This is a genomic window from Streptomyces sp. NPDC043726 (assembly GCF_056436565.1).
In genome coordinates, this window is the sequence record NZ_JBWKCI010000006.1 from 211,304 (window position 1) to 225,985 (window position 14,682).

Consider the following 14,682-nt stretch of genomic DNA (forward strand, 5'->3'; position numbering starts at 1 on the left):
GCCGTCGCTTGTGTCCGTGCGGGCACCAGGATCGCCGCTGCGCGGGCGGCTCACACCCCTCGTCACGGAATCTCCCCGATCCGGGTGACGAGCGGGGGACGGATGAGAGGCAGGTGACATGCGCGCGTCGGGCCGGTCGGTGGCGCGTGCCGTGCCCCGGCGTGCGAGGATGGGACGTCCGCGGACCCGAACAGGGAGAACGTCCTGGCGAAACGGGTGCCCGAGGCGGGCGAGACGGCTTGAGGCGAAAGGAACCGGAGCGTACGTGAGTGAGAATCAGAACCTCCTCGCGGAGCAGCGGCGCGCCCTGATCCTGGACGAGGTCCGGCGCCGCGGCGGGGTCCGGGTCAACGAGCTCACCCGCAAGCTGGGCGTGTCGGACATGACCGTACGACGCGACCTCGATGCGCTGGCCCGCCAGGGCGTGCTGGAGAAGGTGCACGGGGGCGCCGTCCCGGTGGTGGAGGCGAGCACCCATGAGCCGGGCTTCGAGGCCAAGTCGGGCCTGGAGCTGACGGCCAAGGAGGACATCGCGCGGGCCGCGGCGCAACTCGTCGCCCCGGGTGCGGCGATCGCGCTGTCGGGCGGTACGACGACGTACGCGCTGGCGCATCAGCTGGTGGACGTGGCCGATCTGACCGTCGTCACCAACTCGGTACGGGTGGCCGATGTCTTCCACGTCGCCCAGCGCACGTCGGGCCCCCGGCAGGGCGCGGCCACGGTCGTGCTGACCGGCGGCGTGCGCACCCCCTCCGACTCGTTGGTCGGACCGGTGGCCGACCAGGCCATCGCCGCCCTGCACTTCGATGTGCTGTTCCTCGGCGTGCACGGGATATCGGTGGAGGCCGGCCTGTCCACCCCGAACCTCGCCGAGGCCGAGACCAACCGCCGGCTCGTGCAGTCGGCGCGCCGGGTCGTGGTGGTCGCCGACCACACCAAGTGGGGTGTGGTGGGCCTGAGTTCGTTCGCGACGCTGAACCAGGTCGACACACTGGTCACGGACCGCGGGCTCGAGGCCGAGGCGCGGGCGCAGGTGTCGGAGCAGCTGCGGCGGCTGGTCGTCGCGGGTGAGCCGGAGGAAGAGGACGCTACAGACAGCTGACGCGCTGTCAGCTAACGTGACCCCTCCGGCCATTGCCAGGGGGTTGTGTTCATGCTCCGCCGACTGCGGCACGAAGAGCTCGGCTTCGCCGAGACCGCTCCGGTACGACTGATCTTCGCCCGGGAGATCTCCGCGTCGCCCGAAGCCGTCTTCCACGCCCTCGCCGAGGACGTGCCCGGCTGGGCCGAGTGGTTCTCGGCCGTGGCGCACGCCGAGCCGGTCGAGGACGCCAAGGCCGGCCGCCGAATCCGCCTGCGCGGCGGCATCCGCTTCGAAGAGACCGTCCTCGCGGCGGACCCGGCCGAGGTGTACGCCTATCGCGTCGACGCCACCAACGCGCCCGGCCTGCGTGCCCTGGTCGAGGAGTGGCGCCTGGCCCCGGCCGGGACGGGCACCCGGGTGCGGTGGACGTTCGCGGCGGACGGCCCGGCGCCCCTGCGGATGATGCTGAAGGCGGCGCGTCCCGGTCTGGGCCGGTCGTTCCGCGACGCGGTCATCGCGCTGGACCGGCGACTCGCCAGGCCCTGAGGGGTCAGGACGGCCAGACGCCCGTCTCCAGCAGCGACTCGATCGCCTCGGTGTACGGCTGGATGTCCAGCCCCTGCTCGGCGAGCCAGGCGTCCGAGTAGTACTTGTCCAGGTACCGGTCCCCCGGGTCGCACAGCAGCGTCACCACACTGCCCTGGCGCCCCTCGGCCACCATCTCCGCGACGATCTTCAGCGCGCTCCACAGCCCGGTGCCCGTCGAGCCGCCCGCCTTGCGGCCGATGGCCTTCTCCAGCGCCCGCACCGCGGCCACGCTCGCCCCGTCCGGCACCTTCATCATGCGGTCGATCGCGCCCGGCACGAAGCTCGGCTCCATCCGGGGTCTGCCGATGCCCTCGATACGCGAGCCGCAGTCGCAGGTGACGTCCGGATCGCCGGTGGTCCAGCCCTCGAAGAAACAGGAGTTCTCCGGATCGGCCACACAGATGCGGGTGTCGTGCTGCGTGTAGTGGACGTAGCGGGCGATGGTCGCCGAGGTGCCGCCGGTGCCGGCCGTGGCGACGATCCACGCGGGCACCGGATAACGCTCCAACTCCAGCTGACGGAAGATGGATTCGGCGATGTTGTTGTTCCCGCGCCAGTCCGTGGCCCGTTCCGCGTAGGTGAACTGGTCCATGTAGTGGCCGCCGGTCTCCACCGCGAGGCGGGCGGACTCCTCGTACATCGTGCGGGGGTCGTCCACGAAGTGGCACCGCCCGCCGTGGAACTCGATGAGACGGATCTTCTCGGCGCTCGTCGTGCGCGGCATGACGGCGATGAAGGGCACCCCGATCAGCTTCGCGAAGTACGCCTCGGAGACGGCGGTGGAGCCGCTGGACGCCTCGATGACCGGGCGGTCCGGCCGGATCCAGCCATTGCACAGGCCGTACAGGAAGAGCGAGCGGGCGAGGCGGTGCTTGAGGCTGCCCGTCGGGTGCGTCGACTCGTCCTTCAGGTACAGGTCGATGCCCCACTGCTCGGGGAGCGGGAAGCGGAGCAGGTGCGTGTCGGCCGAGCGGTTCGCGTCGGCCTGCACCTTGCGGACGGCCTCTTTCAGCCAGGCCCGATAGCCGACGTCGGTGTGGTCGACATCGAGGGTGTCGAGGGTTTCGCCGGTGCGGGTCTTCTGGGGGGTGCTCACGGCGGGCTCCTAACGCTGCGCGCCGTGCGGGTCGCGGCGCGGCCGACGCCCCGATCATAGACACCTTCCGCACGCTTCTCACCTGCATAAACAGGGCTTTGAGAGCCTCAAAGGCCACGCTGGGGGCGGGGTGCGCCGAGCGGTCGCGGAGCCGGCGCGGACCGGCCGGGGGCGCATTCGGCGAATGCTCCGGTCCCGGCCGCCCACCTCGCCGTACGCACTGGTGCTCCCGCCTGGGTGCGGGCAGACTGCACCGAGGGCGCACACTGGATCACGAACACCCAGGGCGCACTGGAACACGACACGAGCCGGACCTCGCCCACGCAGGCCCTGCGGTCCGGCAGACCGACACGCGCAAGGGGGCGGGACGGCATGGCAGAGCCGGAGTTCACGGCCACGGGCGTGCGAATCGGGAAGCGGCTGCGCTCGCTCACCCGGGCCGGACAGGTCCGGATCAGCGGCGGTCGGCTCGAACTGCTCACCAGCTACGGCAGCGAGATCGACAGCGCGCCGGTCCAGGCGGTACGGGCCTCCAAGCCCTGGTTCGCCCCGGACGACCGAGCGCTCGCGGACCTCAATGGCAAGCGGTATTTGCTGACCCTGGGCGACCACGACCCGGCACCCGGCGAGCCCGGGCCGCCCGCCGCGCGCCGGTTCATCGAGGCGGTACGGAAGGCGGCGGGGCGTAACCGCTGACGTACGGCGAGTTGCGGTACCGCAGCCCCTGCGTCACGCTGGTCTCACGTCACTCAGGGTTTACCGGCGATAACGCTGCGAACCAGCCGCCGGCCACGACAGCAGGCGGCCGTTGGACACAGGCACCCTGCTGGATCGATCCGAATCCCGTGTTCTTCCGGACCTCAAGTCGGGGAGTCGCAGCCGTGATCAGTCACCCAAGCAGGCACTGCACGGTGGAGCTCCAAGCCCTGCCGTCGCGGATCGGCCAGGTCCGCAGAATCGTATCGGCGCAGTTGCGCTACTGGCATCTGGATCCCTTGATAGACCGGGCGGCGCTCGGTGTGACGGAGCTGTTGACCAACGTCCACCAGCACGCACAGCCCGACAAGACGTGCACCGTGGAGATCGAGCTGCTGCTCGACCGGCTGATGGTCTCCGTGCACGACCACGACCCGCGTCTGCCGGTCGTGGAGGACATCGAGACCGTCGCGCCGATGGCCACCTGTGGGCGAGGGCTCGCGATGGTGGCCGCGGTGAGCGAGAGCTGGGGCGTACGGCCGGACGGCGAGTCGGGCAAGGTCGTGTGGTTCACGCTTCCGACGCCCACGTCCGCGCGTGCGACGGCGCGTCCGCCTCGGCGGACGGTGCTGGACGCTCCCGCGCACCGCTTCACGAGTGTCGGGCCGCGTGTGGATCTGCGCAGGCCCGAGAGGGCTCCCGCCCGGTCGGCCGTTGTGGGTTGATCGGGCGGTGAGAGTTCCCAGTGGCCCGTGAAGGCTCCAGTGAGCGGTGACGCTTTTACGTGCCCTCAGCCATATTGGGGCGGTCGCCTGCGGGGCGCTGTGTGCCGATGTCGAGACGGCGATCGTGCTCAGCCCTTCGGGCCTCCGCGCGTTCGCCGTCTCGACACCGGCGCGCCCCTCCGGCTCCCTCCCGGCCGGTGGCCGGGGTGCGGTGGCCCTTGGTTGGCCCGTTGGCGTCAGTCCGTGGCTATGGCTCGCAGGGAGGAGGCGCTGAGTCGGAAGGTCGTGGTCATGCCGCAGCGCCCTTGCCGGTACGGCCGAACTGCTCGTCCAGGACGGAGAGTCGGCGCCAGTACTCGTCCTCGTCGATCTCGCCGGAGGCGAAGCGGTGGCCGAGCACGGTGATGGGTGAGTTGTCGTCGACGGAGGGGCGACGCGGGCCGCCGCCTCGGCCGCGCCGGACCGTGCGGCGCAGGAGGGTGATGCCGCCGATGACCACGGCTGCCCAGACGAGGGGGAAGAACAGGATCCAGGGGCCGGGGCCGCCGTCCGCGAAATGTGCCAGGGTCTGCATCTCGAGTCATCTCCCGAGTCGGTTCGGAGGGACCTATTGGTGAGGCCTCGAGCCTCGCTCCGGGGCGGGGTCCGGATCGTCGTACGAGCAGCGGCAGTGCGCCTACCTCCCCGGGAGTAGGCCGCGGTGCTGGGGCTGCTCCTTGGGGCGCGGATTCTGTAACTACTAGTATGTACAGTGATGTGCGTGAGCACTTCGGAGCGGTTGATCGAGTCCACACGTGAGCTGTTGTGGGAGCGCGGGTACGTCGGCATGAGCCCCAAGGCGATCCTGGAGCGCGCGGGGGCCGGGCAGGGCAGCATGTACCACCACTTCAAGGGCAAGCCCGATCTCGCGCTGGCCGCGATCCGTCGTACGGCCGAGGAGATGCGGGCCGCCGCGGAGGCGGTGCTGGGGGCCTCGGGGACGCCGTACGAGCGCATCGAGGGGTATCTGCGGCGGGAGCGCGATGTGCTGCGCGGGTGCCCGGTCGGGCGGCTGACCATGGACCCGGAGGTCGCGGCGAGCGAGGTGCTGCGGGCGCCTGTCGACGAGACCCTCGACTGGCTGCGCGAACGGCTCGCCGGGATCGTCGAGGAGGGCAAGGAGCAGGGGCAGTTCGCGGCTCGTCTGGACGGCGAGGAGATCGCCGCGGCGATCGTCGCGACGGTTCAGGGTGGCTATGTCCTCGCGCGGGCTTCGGGTTCGCCGGCCGCCTTCGACAGCGGGGTGCGGGGGCTACTCGCCCTTCTTCGTCCGGCTGATCAATCCGAGTGAGCAGTCCGACTGACCAGGGGGCTTGTTGTGCATGCGATGCAGTACGAGATCGGTCTGCCCGCCGACTACGACATGGGCGTCATCCGGCGGCGCGTCGCCGATCGGGGGCATCTGCTCGATCAGTGGGAGGGGTTGGGGGTGAAGGCCTATCTGATGCGGGAGCGGGGGGTGCACGGCTCGGCGGTGAGCCAGTACGCGCCGTTCTATCTCTGGAACACCGTCGAGGGCATGAACTCCTTTCTATGGGGCGGTGGTTTCCAGGGGATCTGCGATGACTTCGGGCGGCCCTCCGCGCGGCAGTGGACGGGGGTGGCCTTCGAGGAGGGCTCTTCCTCCCGCGCGCGGACGGCTGTTCGGCTTCGGAGGGCCGTGCCGGACGGGCGGGTGATGGCCGACGTCGTCGCGGAGGCGGTGGATGAGGGGCGCCGGCTCGCGGCGCAGGACGGTGCCGTGCTGGCCGCGTGCGGTGTGGACACCAGGGCCTGGGAGTTCGTGCACTTCTCACTGTGGGAGCACGACTCGCCCAGGGCCGAGGGGGACGTGTTCGAGGTGCTGCATCTGTCCGCGCCGGGGCGGGAAGGGCTGAGGCGAGGGAAGCTGTGATGGCCGCTACCGGGTTGCCGGCGGCTTTCATGTGCTGGACGTTCACGCGCTGTGCGGGGAGTCGGGGGTGCCGCCGGAGCGGGTAATCCTCGGGCAGCTCCATCGCTGTCCCGATGGTGTGATGCGGCGGCTCGCCGCTCAGGCCAGACGCCCTCTGGCCTGCTTCTTGGTGGTGACACAACTGCGCGCGCCTTCGCCGTCGACTGGGCATGAGCGTGGCCCGATCGTGTTGATCTTTGGCCCGTCGGATGCTTTCGGCCAGGTCTGATGTGCGGAGGATGGGAAGCGAACGGACGATCCGAGGAAAGGTGCGTGCGGACATGGCGCTGGAGATGCGCGAGCTCTGCGAGCGTTGTGAGACGGCCGCTCTTCCGGCCGACGGGCCCGCCCGGATCTGTTCCTACGAGTGCACCTTCTGCGTGCCGTGCAGCGAGGCCATGCGGGACGTCTGTCCCAACTGCGGCGGGGAGCTGGTCCCGAGGCCTCGCCGGGTCTAGGCCGTCGTCGCGATGTCCACAGGCGTACGGCCCGCTACCAGGGGATGGGGCCCTCCGCCGAGAAGTAGCCGCCCGTGGGGCCGTCCGGTCCCACCTGGGCCATCCTGACGATGATCTCGGCGCCCTGCTCCACGGTCTGGGTGCCCGTGCGGCCGTTGAGGTCCGTCGCCGTGTAGCCGGGCTCGACGGCGTTGACGCGCATCCGTGGGAACGCCTTCGCGTACTGGACAGTGATCGCGTTGACCGCGGTCTTGGAGGCCGGGTAGGCCAGGCCGGGGTAGAAGTGCGTCGGTGACGTCGGGTCGGCGAGCAGGGACAGGGAGGCCAGGCCGCTGCTGAGGTTGACCACGACGGGGGCCGCGGACCTCTGGAGCAGCGGCAGGAAGGCGTGGGTGACGCGGACGACGCCGTAGACGTTCGTCTCGAACAGTGTCCGCAGGGCGTCGGCGGTGGTGTCCTCGGCGCTCAGGATGCTGTTGTCCTCACCCCTGCCCTCGATGCCCGCGTTGTTGATCAGGACGTCCAGGCCTCCGTCGGCCTCGACCGTCTTCGCGGCGGCCTGGACGGAGGCGTCGTCGGTGACGTCGAGCCGGACGAAGCGGGCGCCGAGCCGGTTGGCGGCGCTCCGGCCGCGTTCGGCGTCCCGGGCGCCCACGTACACGGTGTGACCTGCGGCGATGAGGCGGCGGGCGGTCTCGAAGCCGAGGCCCTTGTTCGCCCCGGTGATGAGTGTGGTCGTCATGTCCTCAAGGCTGCGGCGACGCGTCCTGGGCAGCCAGGCGTCCCGTCTTCCTGGGACTGCCGGTACCAGGCAGTCGTACGGCGGACGGTGTTCACTGGGGGCATGACGGCCACGGACTTCGGGCAGGCGCTGCGGCGCTGGCGGGATCGCGCGGCGCCCGGTGCGGCGGGGCTGCCGGCCGGCGGACAGCGGCGGGCGGCCGGGCTGCGGCGGGAGGAACTCGCACTGCTCGCGGGGATCTCCGTCGACTACGTCACCCGCCTCGAACAGGGCCGTGCGGCCCATCCGTCGGCGCAGGTCGTGGAGGCGCTCGCGCGGGCGTTGCGGCTCACGGTCGACGAGCGGGCGTACTTGTTCCGGCTGGCCGGACTCGTCCCGCCGGGTCCGGAGACCGTGCCCGGGTTTCTCACGCCCAGTGTCCAGCGGCTGCTGGACCGGCACGCGGACACTCCGGTCGGGGTCTACGACGCCGCCTGGACGCTGCTGACGGCCAATCCGCTCTACGCAGCGCTGATGGGCGATCCCTCGGGTTGGCGCGGCTTCGAACGCAACGGCGTGTGGCGCAACTTCCTCGGTCCCGGCAGCCGGGTGCGGCAGACGCCGCAGGAGCGACGGGAGTTCGAGGCCGTCCTCGTCGCCGATCTGCGCACGACCGCCGCCCGGTATCCGGCGGACCGTCAACTGCGGCGGCTGGTGGCGGAGTTGCGGGCGGGCAGTGAGCGGTTCGCCGAGCTGTGGGACGCGGGTGTGGTGGGGACGAACGCGGGCGGGCACAAGACGATCGAGCATCCGCAGGTCGGCCCGGTGACCCTGGACTGCGACATCCTCACGGTGGCGGGCAGCGATCTGCGGATCATGTTCTACACGGCCGAACCCGGCACCGAGGACGCCGAACGGCTCCGGCTGGTCGGGGTCCTCGGGACGCAGTCACTGGTGGGTTAGGGCGCCGATCGGATCGTCCAGCACCGGCTGCCAGGCCAGTTCGGCGGCGCCCACCAGGCTGTTGTGGTCGAGCGTGCAGGCGAGGATCGGGACGCCGCCGCTCTGCCCCCACAGGCTGCGGTCGGCGACCACGGCACGCAGCCGGTGCGGGTCGGCGTCCAGGAGGGTGCGGTGCAGGCCGCCCAGGATGATGCGGTCCGGGTTGAGGATGTTCACCAGGCCCGCGAGGCCGAGGCCGAGGCGGTCGATCAGTTCCTCGGTGGCGGTGCGGACGGTCGGGTCGTCGTAGTGGTGCCGGATCAGGTCGTTGGCCTGCTGGAGCAGCGACACCTCGGGGCCCGGGTCGCGGCCGGCGGCGGTCAGCAGGGCCAGCGGGTCGGCCTCGACGTCCAGGCAGCCGCGGCTGCCGCAGTGGCAGGGGCGGCCCTCGGGGTTCACGGTGAGGTGGCCGACCTCCAGGGCGAGGCCCGAACTCCCGGTGTGCAGCCGCCCGTCGAGCACCAGCGCGCCGCCCACTCCCCGGTGCCCGGTCGCCACGCACAGGAGGTCGCGGGCGCCGCGTCCCGCGCCGTGCCGGTGCTCGGCGAGCGCGGCGAGGTTGACGTCGTTGGCCGCGAACGCCGGTCCGGTGATCCCGGCGGCGCGGACGCACTCGGCGAAGATCCGGCGGACCGGGGCGCCGACGGGCCAGGCCAGGTGGAGGGGGTTGAGCGCGAGCCCGTCGGGTTCGGCGACGGCGGACGGTACGGCGAGTCCGGCGCCCACGCAGCGCCGCCCGGTCGCGCGCAGCAGGTCCGCGCCCGCCTCCACGACGGACCCGAGGACCTTCGCCGGGTCGGCGTCGACGGTCTCGCAGCCCGGCGCGGTGGCGACGATCCGCCCGCCGAGACCCACCAGCGCGGCCCGGAAGCCGTCGGAGTGCACCTGGGCGGCGAGGACGACGGGACCGTCCTCGGCGACCTCCAGCCGGTGCGAGGGGCGGCCCTGGGAGCCGGCCGCGGCGCCGGGCCGGGCGTCTACCCGGATCAGTCCCAGCGCCTCCAGCTCGGCGGCGACCGCCCCCGCCGTGGCCCGGGTCACACCGAGCTCGGCGGTGAGCACGGCCCGGGTGGGGGCGCGTCCGGTGTGCACGAGCTCCAGGGCGGGCCCGAGCGCACCACGTCCCCGGTCCAGCCGCGTCCTCGAGGTGGTCCCTTCCCCCGCCGGCCGGGGGTCAGCCTTGCCGCTCATGAGGGCGAGTCTCCCATGATCCGCAGGTGGGATGACCTACCGGCCACTCACTCTGAGCGTGACGTTCAACCGACCGGCCAGACCCAACTCGGGCGGCGCCGTGCCCGGGTACACCTTCGGCACCCCGTGGTACGCGAGCCGTGCCGGTCCCCCGAAGACGAACAGATCCCCGCTGCGCAGCTCCACGTCCGTGTACGGCCGGGTCCGCGTCTCGGTGTTGCCGAACCGGAAGAGGCAGGTGTCCCCGAGGCTCAGGGACACCACGGGGGCGTCCGCGTGCTCGTCGCTGTCGCGGTGCATGCCCATGCGGGCGTCGCCGTCGTAGAAGTTGATGAGTGCGATGTCGTACGGCGGTGTGTCCGTGATGTCGTACGGCGATGTGTCCGCGGTGTCGTACGGCGGCGCATCGGAACCCAGAGTCTCCCGGACCGCGCTCCGGCCCAGCTCCCCCAGCCAGTCCGGGAACGGCTTCACGGGGGCGCCGTCGCCGTCGACGACGGTGCGGGCGTAGCCGTACGGGTACCAGTGCCAGCCCAGACAGACCTGCCGCGCGGTCATCGTGCCGCCGCCGGGGGTGCGGACCGTGCGCAGCCCCGCCGGGGGGCGGGCCCACTCCCGGCAGGCCTCGAGCAGCGCGCGCTGGCGGTCGGTGTCCAGCCAGTCCGGCACGTGCACCGCGCCGGGCGCGATCGTGGCCCGGGGCCTGGGGAACAGCTCGGCGTCCATGCCTCCATCCTGCCCTGAGGGCCTGAGCTGCGGCTCCGCTAGCCTTGACGCACGATGAACGACCGTATGACGACTCCGTGGGGCGAGATCGCGCTGTCCCGTTTCCCGGAGGATCCGCGCGATCAGCTGCGTGCCTGGGACGCCTCCGACGAGTACCTGCTGAAGGATCTCGCGGAGCGAGAGATCCCGCTGTCCGGGACGGTCGTGGTGGTCGGGGACCGCTGGGGCGCGCTCGTCACGGCGCTCGCGGCGCACCGGCCGGCCCAGATCACCGACTCCCACCTGACGCAGGAGGCGACCCGGGCGAACCTGGCGCGGGCCGGGGTCGAGCCCGGCGCGGTCCGGCTGCTCACCACGCAGGATCCACCGCCCGAGCGGGTCGACGTGCTGCTGGTGCGGGTCCCGAAGAGCCTGGCGCTGCTGGAGGACCAGCTGCTCCGGCTGGCCCCGGCGGTGCACGCGGACACGGTCGTGGTCGGCACCGGGATGGTGAAGGAGATCCACACCTCGACGCTCCAGCTGTTCGAGCGGATCATCGGCCCGACCCGGACCTCTCTCGCCGTGAAGAAGGCCCGGCTGATCTTCTGCACACCGGATCCGGCGCTGGAGCGCGGCGCCAACCCGTGGCCGTACAGCTACGCGCTGCCCGACGGCGTCGGCCCGGTCTCCGGTCGTACGGTCGTCAACAACGCGGGGGTCTTCTGCGCGGACCGGCTGGACATCGGCACCCGCTTCTTCCTGGGGCATCTGCCGAGCGGCCGGGGCAGCCGGCGGGTGGTGGACCTCGGGTGCGGCAACGGAGTCGTCGGTACGGCGGTGGCGCTGGCCAATCCGGAGGCCGAGGTGCTGTTCGTCGACGAGTCCTTCCAGGCGGTGGCGTCGGCGGAGGCGACGTACAAGGCGAACGGGGTGCCGGGGCACGCGGAGTTCCGGGTGGGCGACGGTCTGGCCGGGGTGCCGGCCGGGAGTGTCGACCTGGTGCTCAACAACCCGCCGTTCCACTCCCACCAGGCGATGACCGATTCCACGGCGTGGCGGATGTTCACCGGGGCGCGGCGCGCGCTGAAGCCGGGCGGCGAGCTGTGGGTGGTCGGCAACCGGCATCTCGGCTACCACGTCAAGCTGCGCCGCCTGTTCGGCAACTGCCAACTGGTGTCCGGTGACCCGAAGTTCGTGGTCCTGAAGGCCGTCAAGCGCTAGGAAGGCCCGCGGGGGGACTCATCGGTAGCCGCGCAGCGCCTTGTGGGCGCCGTAGGCCTCGATCAAGCCCTGGATCGGCTCCACGTCGTGCGCGAAGCTCGCGGGCCGCCACTTCGACTTGCGGCCGTCGAGGTAGCGCAGGTCGATCCAGGTGGAGACGTAGGCGGACGAGTCGGAACTGGACACGCGCAGCTTCATCCCGGCGAGTTCGTGGAAGAGGACGATCGCCAGCGGCTTGCGTTCACTGATGTACTCGACCGCGCCGTCCGGCGTGATCACCAGCAGCGGGTCCGGGTCGTCCGAGGTACCGCGGAAGAACCCGGACAGCTTGCCCCGTCTCTTGGTGAACACGCGCCAGTCGGCGGGCGCGGGACCTTGGCGTGCCTGCCACAGGATGGTTCGCGGATCGGTCATGGCACCTCCGCAGGACAGGAAGTCCGTCCAGGAGAGATTGTCCGCTCGGAGCCGGACGCACGCCAACGCGACGCCGCGCGGAATCGTCACCCGTGCTCCTGATCAGGAGAGCCGGTCAGTACGCGGATGATTCCGGACACCGCCCGTACCATCGCCTCCCTTCCGACGCTCAGGTACGTGCGGGAGTCCACCGCCTCCGGGTGGGCCGCGAGGTAGGCGCGGATGGCGCCGGTCATCGCGATGTTGAGGGCGGTACCGATGTTGACCTTGGCGATGCCTCCGGTGACGGCCGCGGTGAGTTCGGGGTCGGGGACGCCGGAGGAGCCGTGCAGGACGAGCGGGACGTCGAGGGTGGCGGCGAGGCGTTTGAGGCGCTCGTGGTCGAGGGTGGCGGTGCGGGTGGTCATGGCGTGACTGCTGCCGATGGCGACGGCCAGGGCGTCGACACCGGACTCGGCGACGAAGGCGCGGGCCTCGGTGGGGTCGGTGCGGGCGCCGGGGGCGTGGGCGTCGAGGGCGGGCTGTCCGGCCTTGCCGCCGATCTGGCCCAACTCGGCCTCGATCCAAAGCCCTTGGGCGTGCGCCCAGTCGGCTGCGGCCCGGGTCGCGGCGAGGTTGTCGGCGTAGGGCAGCCGGGCCGCGTCGTACATGACGGAGCTGAATCCGGCGCCGGGCGCCTGGCGCAGCAGGTCGTCGCTCTGGACGTGGTCGAGGTGCAGGGCGACGGGTACGGCGGCTTGTTCGGCGGCGGCGACGGCGGCCCGGGCTAGCGGGAGCAGTCGGCCGTAGCGGAACTTGACGGCGTTCTCGCTGACTTGGAGGACGACGGGCGCGTCCACCGATTCGGCGCCGGCGACGACGGCCTCGACGTGTTCGAGGGTGATGATGTTGAACGCGGCAACGGCGGAGCGGTGTTCGGCGGCACGGGTGACGAGCTCGCCGGTGGTGACGAGGGGCACGGCTGGTCCTTCCGCGGGCTTCAGGGGGCGAGGATCACCGAGCGGGTCAGGTGGCGCGGCCGGTCCGGGTCGAGGCCTCGGGATTGGGCGACGGCGACCGCGAGGCGCTGGGCGCGGATCAGGTCGGCGAGCGGGTCGAGGCCGGCCGCGACCCATGTGCCGCCGGTGGCGCGGACCTGGTCCGCCAGGCCCTCGGGGGGCTCGCCGAGCATCCAGGTGGCCGTGCCTGTCGTGGTGATGCTGATCGGGCCGTGCCGGTACTCCATCGCCGGGTAGGACTCGGTCCACGCCTGCGCGGCCTCCCGCATCTTCAGCGCGGCCTCGTGGGCGAGGCCCACGGTCCAGTCCCGGCCGAGGAAGGTGAACTGCGCGCTGGCGACGAGGCCTTGGGGCAGCGGGTCGGCCAGGGCGGCGCGGGCGTCGTCGACGACGGCTTCGGTGTGCAGGCCCAGGTGGGCGCGGAGCAGGGTGAGCGCGGTGGTCGCGAACCGGGTCTGTACGACGGAGCGTTCGTCGGCGTAGTCGAGGACGACCAGGTCGTCGGCGGCCGCCATGACGGGGGTCCGCGGGTCGGCGGTGATCGCGGTGGTGCGGGTGCGGCCCCTCAACTCACCCAACAGCTCGAGCACTTCGGTCGTGGTGCCGGAGCGGGTGAGGGCGACGATCCGGTCGTACGTCCGTCCGCGCGGGAACTCCGACGCGGCGAAGGCGTCGGTCTCGCCCTGGCCCGCGCCCTCCCGCAGCGCGGCGGCCGACTGGGCCATGAAGTACGACGTGCCGCAGCCGACGATCGCCACCCGCTCGCCCGGCGCGGGCAGCGCCCCGCCGTGGGTCGGTGCCTCAGTCGCGGCCCGGGCCCAGCACTCGGGCTGGCCGGCCAGCTCCTCCTCCACGTGGGTCATGCCCACCCCTCCCCTTGTTCGGATCCACCTTGATCCATCGTTTGATTTTTCTTGCAAGATATAGCGAGCTTTCGAGCAGAATCAAGCATTCCGGCAAAGTGCGGGTGCGCTAGGGTCGCCGGGAGGTCGAGGAACGGAGGCGCGGATGTCGCGCGACGCCCGCTGGAAGTCACTGCTGGAACTGCTCGTGGAACGCGGCCGGCTGGACGTCGAGGAGGCCGCGGCCGAACTGGCCGTCTCGGCCGCCACGATCCGGCGCGACTTCGACCAGCTGGCCGAGCAGCAGATGCTGGTGCGCACCCGGGGCGGCGCGGTCGTCCACGGGGTCTCCTACGAGCTGCCCCTGCGCTACAAGACCGCCCGGCACGCCTCGGAGAAGGAACGCATCGCCAAGGCCGTCGCCGCGCTGGTCGCACCCGGCGAGGCGGTGGGCCTGACCGGCGGCACCACGACCACCGAGGTGGCCCGCGCCCTGGCCGTACGCGGCGATCTGGCATCCGGCTCCCCCGCGCTGACCGTCGTCACCAACGCGCTGAACATCGCCAACGAACTCGCCGTACGCCCCCAGTTCAAGATCGTGGTGACCGGCGGAGTCGCGCGCCCGCAGTCGTACGAGCTCATCGGACCGCTCGCGGACGGAGTGCTCGGGCAGATCACCCTCGATGTGGCGGTGCTCGGTGTCGTCGCCTTCGACGTGGCGCACGGAGCGGCCGCCAACGACGAGGCGGAGGCCGCGATCAACCGGCTGCTGTGCGAGCGCGCCGGACGGGTGGTCGTCGCCGCCGACTCCAGCAAGCTGGGCCGCCGGGCCTTCGCCCGGATCTGCGCGGCCGACGCCGTGGACACGCTGGTCACCGACACGGCGGCCGGTCCCGAGACCGTAAGGCGGTTCACCGAGGCCGGAATCGAGGTCGTCACGGTCTGACGCCATTGCGCGCCACGGAGGGG

At 71.7% G+C, this 14,682-nt stretch carries 18 protein-coding genes; 10 read left to right on the forward strand and 8 right to left on the reverse strand.

The window, feature by feature from the left end; all coding sequences use genetic code 11:
* Positions 1 to 265: 265 nt before the first annotated feature.
* Both AC068Z_RS19210 and AC068Z_RS19215 read left to right on the forward strand, forming a co-directional pair.
* Positions 266 to 1,102, forward strand: a complete 837-nt coding sequence (locus tag AC068Z_RS19210; protein WP_478556724.1) for a DeoR/GlpR family DNA-binding transcription regulator — start codon at positions 266 to 268, stop codon at positions 1,100 to 1,102.
* Positions 1,103 to 1,153: 51 nt separating this feature from the next.
* Entirely contained in the window at positions 1,154 to 1,630 is a 477-nt protein-coding gene (locus AC068Z_RS19215; RefSeq protein WP_478556725.1) for an SRPBCC family protein, read from the forward strand.
* A gap of 4 nt (positions 1,631 to 1,634) precedes the next feature.
* Here AC068Z_RS19215 and cds1 read toward each other — a convergent pair whose 3' ends face one another.
* Positions 1,635 to 2,768, reverse strand: coding sequence for an L-cysteine desulfhydrase Cds1 (gene cds1, locus AC068Z_RS19220; RefSeq protein ID WP_478556727.1), 1,134 nt, complete (start codon positions 2,766 to 2,768; stop codon positions 1,635 to 1,637).
* 372 nt (positions 2,769 to 3,140) lie between these two features.
* On the opposite strand from cds1, the gene AC068Z_RS19225 reads away from it, so the two are divergent.
* The gene (locus tag AC068Z_RS19225; RefSeq protein ID WP_451732752.1) at positions 3,141 to 3,464 is read left to right on the forward strand and encodes a hypothetical protein; all 324 of its coding nucleotides are present in this window, start codon (positions 3,141 to 3,143) and stop codon (positions 3,462 to 3,464) included.
* 185 nt (positions 3,465 to 3,649) lie between these two features.
* On the forward strand, positions 3,650 to 4,189 hold the full coding sequence (locus AC068Z_RS19230) for an ATP-binding protein (protein ID WP_478556730.1): 540 nt from the start codon (positions 3,650 to 3,652) through the stop codon (positions 4,187 to 4,189).
* 289 nt (positions 4,190 to 4,478) lie between these two features.
* Here AC068Z_RS19230 and AC068Z_RS19235 read toward each other — a convergent pair whose 3' ends face one another.
* On the reverse strand, positions 4,479 to 4,763 hold the full coding sequence (locus tag AC068Z_RS19235) for an SHOCT domain-containing protein (protein WP_478556732.1): 285 nt from the start codon (positions 4,761 to 4,763) through the stop codon (positions 4,479 to 4,481).
* Positions 4,764 to 4,949: 186 nt separating this feature from the next.
* Here AC068Z_RS19235 and AC068Z_RS19240 point away from each other — a divergent pair, with 186 nt between their 5' ends.
* From AC068Z_RS19240 to AC068Z_RS19250, 3 genes are all read left to right on the forward strand, one after another.
* The gene (locus tag AC068Z_RS19240) at positions 4,950 to 5,519 is read left to right on the forward strand and encodes a TetR/AcrR family transcriptional regulator (RefSeq protein WP_478556734.1); all 570 of its coding nucleotides are present in this window, start codon (positions 4,950 to 4,952) and stop codon (positions 5,517 to 5,519) included.
* A 27-nt stretch (positions 5,520 to 5,546) separates the two neighbouring features.
* The gene (locus tag AC068Z_RS19245) at positions 5,547 to 6,122 is read left to right on the forward strand and encodes a DUF4865 family protein (protein ID WP_478556736.1); all 576 of its coding nucleotides are present in this window, start codon (positions 5,547 to 5,549) and stop codon (positions 6,120 to 6,122) included.
* 320 nt (positions 6,123 to 6,442) lie between these two features.
* Positions 6,443 to 6,619 (forward strand): DUF1272 domain-containing protein, encoded by a 177-nt coding sequence (locus tag AC068Z_RS19250; protein ID WP_478556738.1) that lies wholly within the window; start codon positions 6,443 to 6,445, stop codon positions 6,617 to 6,619.
* A 34-nt stretch (positions 6,620 to 6,653) separates the two neighbouring features.
* Here AC068Z_RS19250 and AC068Z_RS19255 read toward each other — a convergent pair whose 3' ends face one another.
* Positions 6,654 to 7,361, reverse strand: a complete 708-nt coding sequence (locus AC068Z_RS19255) for an SDR family NAD(P)-dependent oxidoreductase (protein WP_478556740.1) — start codon at positions 7,359 to 7,361, stop codon at positions 6,654 to 6,656.
* A 102-nt stretch (positions 7,362 to 7,463) separates the two neighbouring features.
* On the opposite strand from AC068Z_RS19255, the gene AC068Z_RS19260 reads away from it, so the two are divergent.
* The gene (locus AC068Z_RS19260) at positions 7,464 to 8,303 is read left to right on the forward strand and encodes a helix-turn-helix domain-containing protein (RefSeq protein WP_478556742.1); all 840 of its coding nucleotides are present in this window, start codon (positions 7,464 to 7,466) and stop codon (positions 8,301 to 8,303) included.
* Here the strand turns inward: AC068Z_RS19260 and AC068Z_RS19265 are convergent.
* Together AC068Z_RS19265 and AC068Z_RS19270 are read right to left on the reverse strand one after the other, a co-directional pair.
* Positions 8,289 to 9,533: an ROK family protein gene (locus AC068Z_RS19265; RefSeq protein WP_478556744.1), complete on the reverse strand. Its 1,245-nt coding sequence runs from the start codon at positions 9,531 to 9,533 to the stop codon at positions 8,289 to 8,291. The two genes, AC068Z_RS19260 and AC068Z_RS19265, sit on opposite strands and share 15 nt — an antisense overlap.
* A gap of 36 nt (positions 9,534 to 9,569) precedes the next feature.
* A complete protein-coding gene (locus AC068Z_RS19270; protein WP_478556746.1) occupies positions 9,570 to 10,259 on the reverse strand; it encodes an alpha-ketoglutarate-dependent dioxygenase AlkB family protein in 690 nt (229 codons plus the stop codon).
* A 66-nt stretch (positions 10,260 to 10,325) separates the two neighbouring features.
* On the opposite strand from AC068Z_RS19270, the gene AC068Z_RS19275 reads away from it, so the two are divergent.
* A complete protein-coding gene (locus AC068Z_RS19275) occupies positions 10,326 to 11,459 on the forward strand; it encodes a methyltransferase (protein ID WP_478557271.1) in 1,134 nt (377 codons plus the stop codon).
* Positions 11,460 to 11,477: 18 nt separating this feature from the next.
* Here the strand turns inward: AC068Z_RS19275 and AC068Z_RS19280 are convergent, their stop codons facing one another.
* From AC068Z_RS19280 to AC068Z_RS19290, 3 genes are all read right to left on the reverse strand, one after another.
* Complete coding sequence (locus AC068Z_RS19280; protein ID WP_478556747.1) at positions 11,478 to 11,873, reverse strand: hypothetical protein; 396 nt, start codon at positions 11,871 to 11,873, stop codon at positions 11,478 to 11,480.
* 86 nt (positions 11,874 to 11,959) lie between these two features.
* Positions 11,960 to 12,832 carry a class II fructose-bisphosphate aldolase gene (locus tag AC068Z_RS19285; RefSeq protein WP_478556749.1) on the reverse strand — a complete coding sequence of 291 codons (873 nt, stop codon included), beginning with the start codon at positions 12,830 to 12,832 and terminating at the stop codon, positions 11,960 to 11,962.
* A 20-nt stretch (positions 12,833 to 12,852) separates the two neighbouring features.
* Entirely contained in the window at positions 12,853 to 13,734 is an 882-nt protein-coding gene (locus tag AC068Z_RS19290; protein ID WP_478556751.1) for an SIS domain-containing protein, read from the reverse strand.
* Positions 13,735 to 13,879: 145 nt separating this feature from the next.
* Here AC068Z_RS19290 and AC068Z_RS19295 point away from each other — a divergent pair, with 145 nt between their 5' ends.
* The gene (locus AC068Z_RS19295; protein ID WP_478556753.1) at positions 13,880 to 14,659 is read left to right on the forward strand and encodes a DeoR/GlpR family DNA-binding transcription regulator; all 780 of its coding nucleotides are present in this window, start codon (positions 13,880 to 13,882) and stop codon (positions 14,657 to 14,659) included.
* Positions 14,660 to 14,682 lie beyond the last annotated feature (23 nt).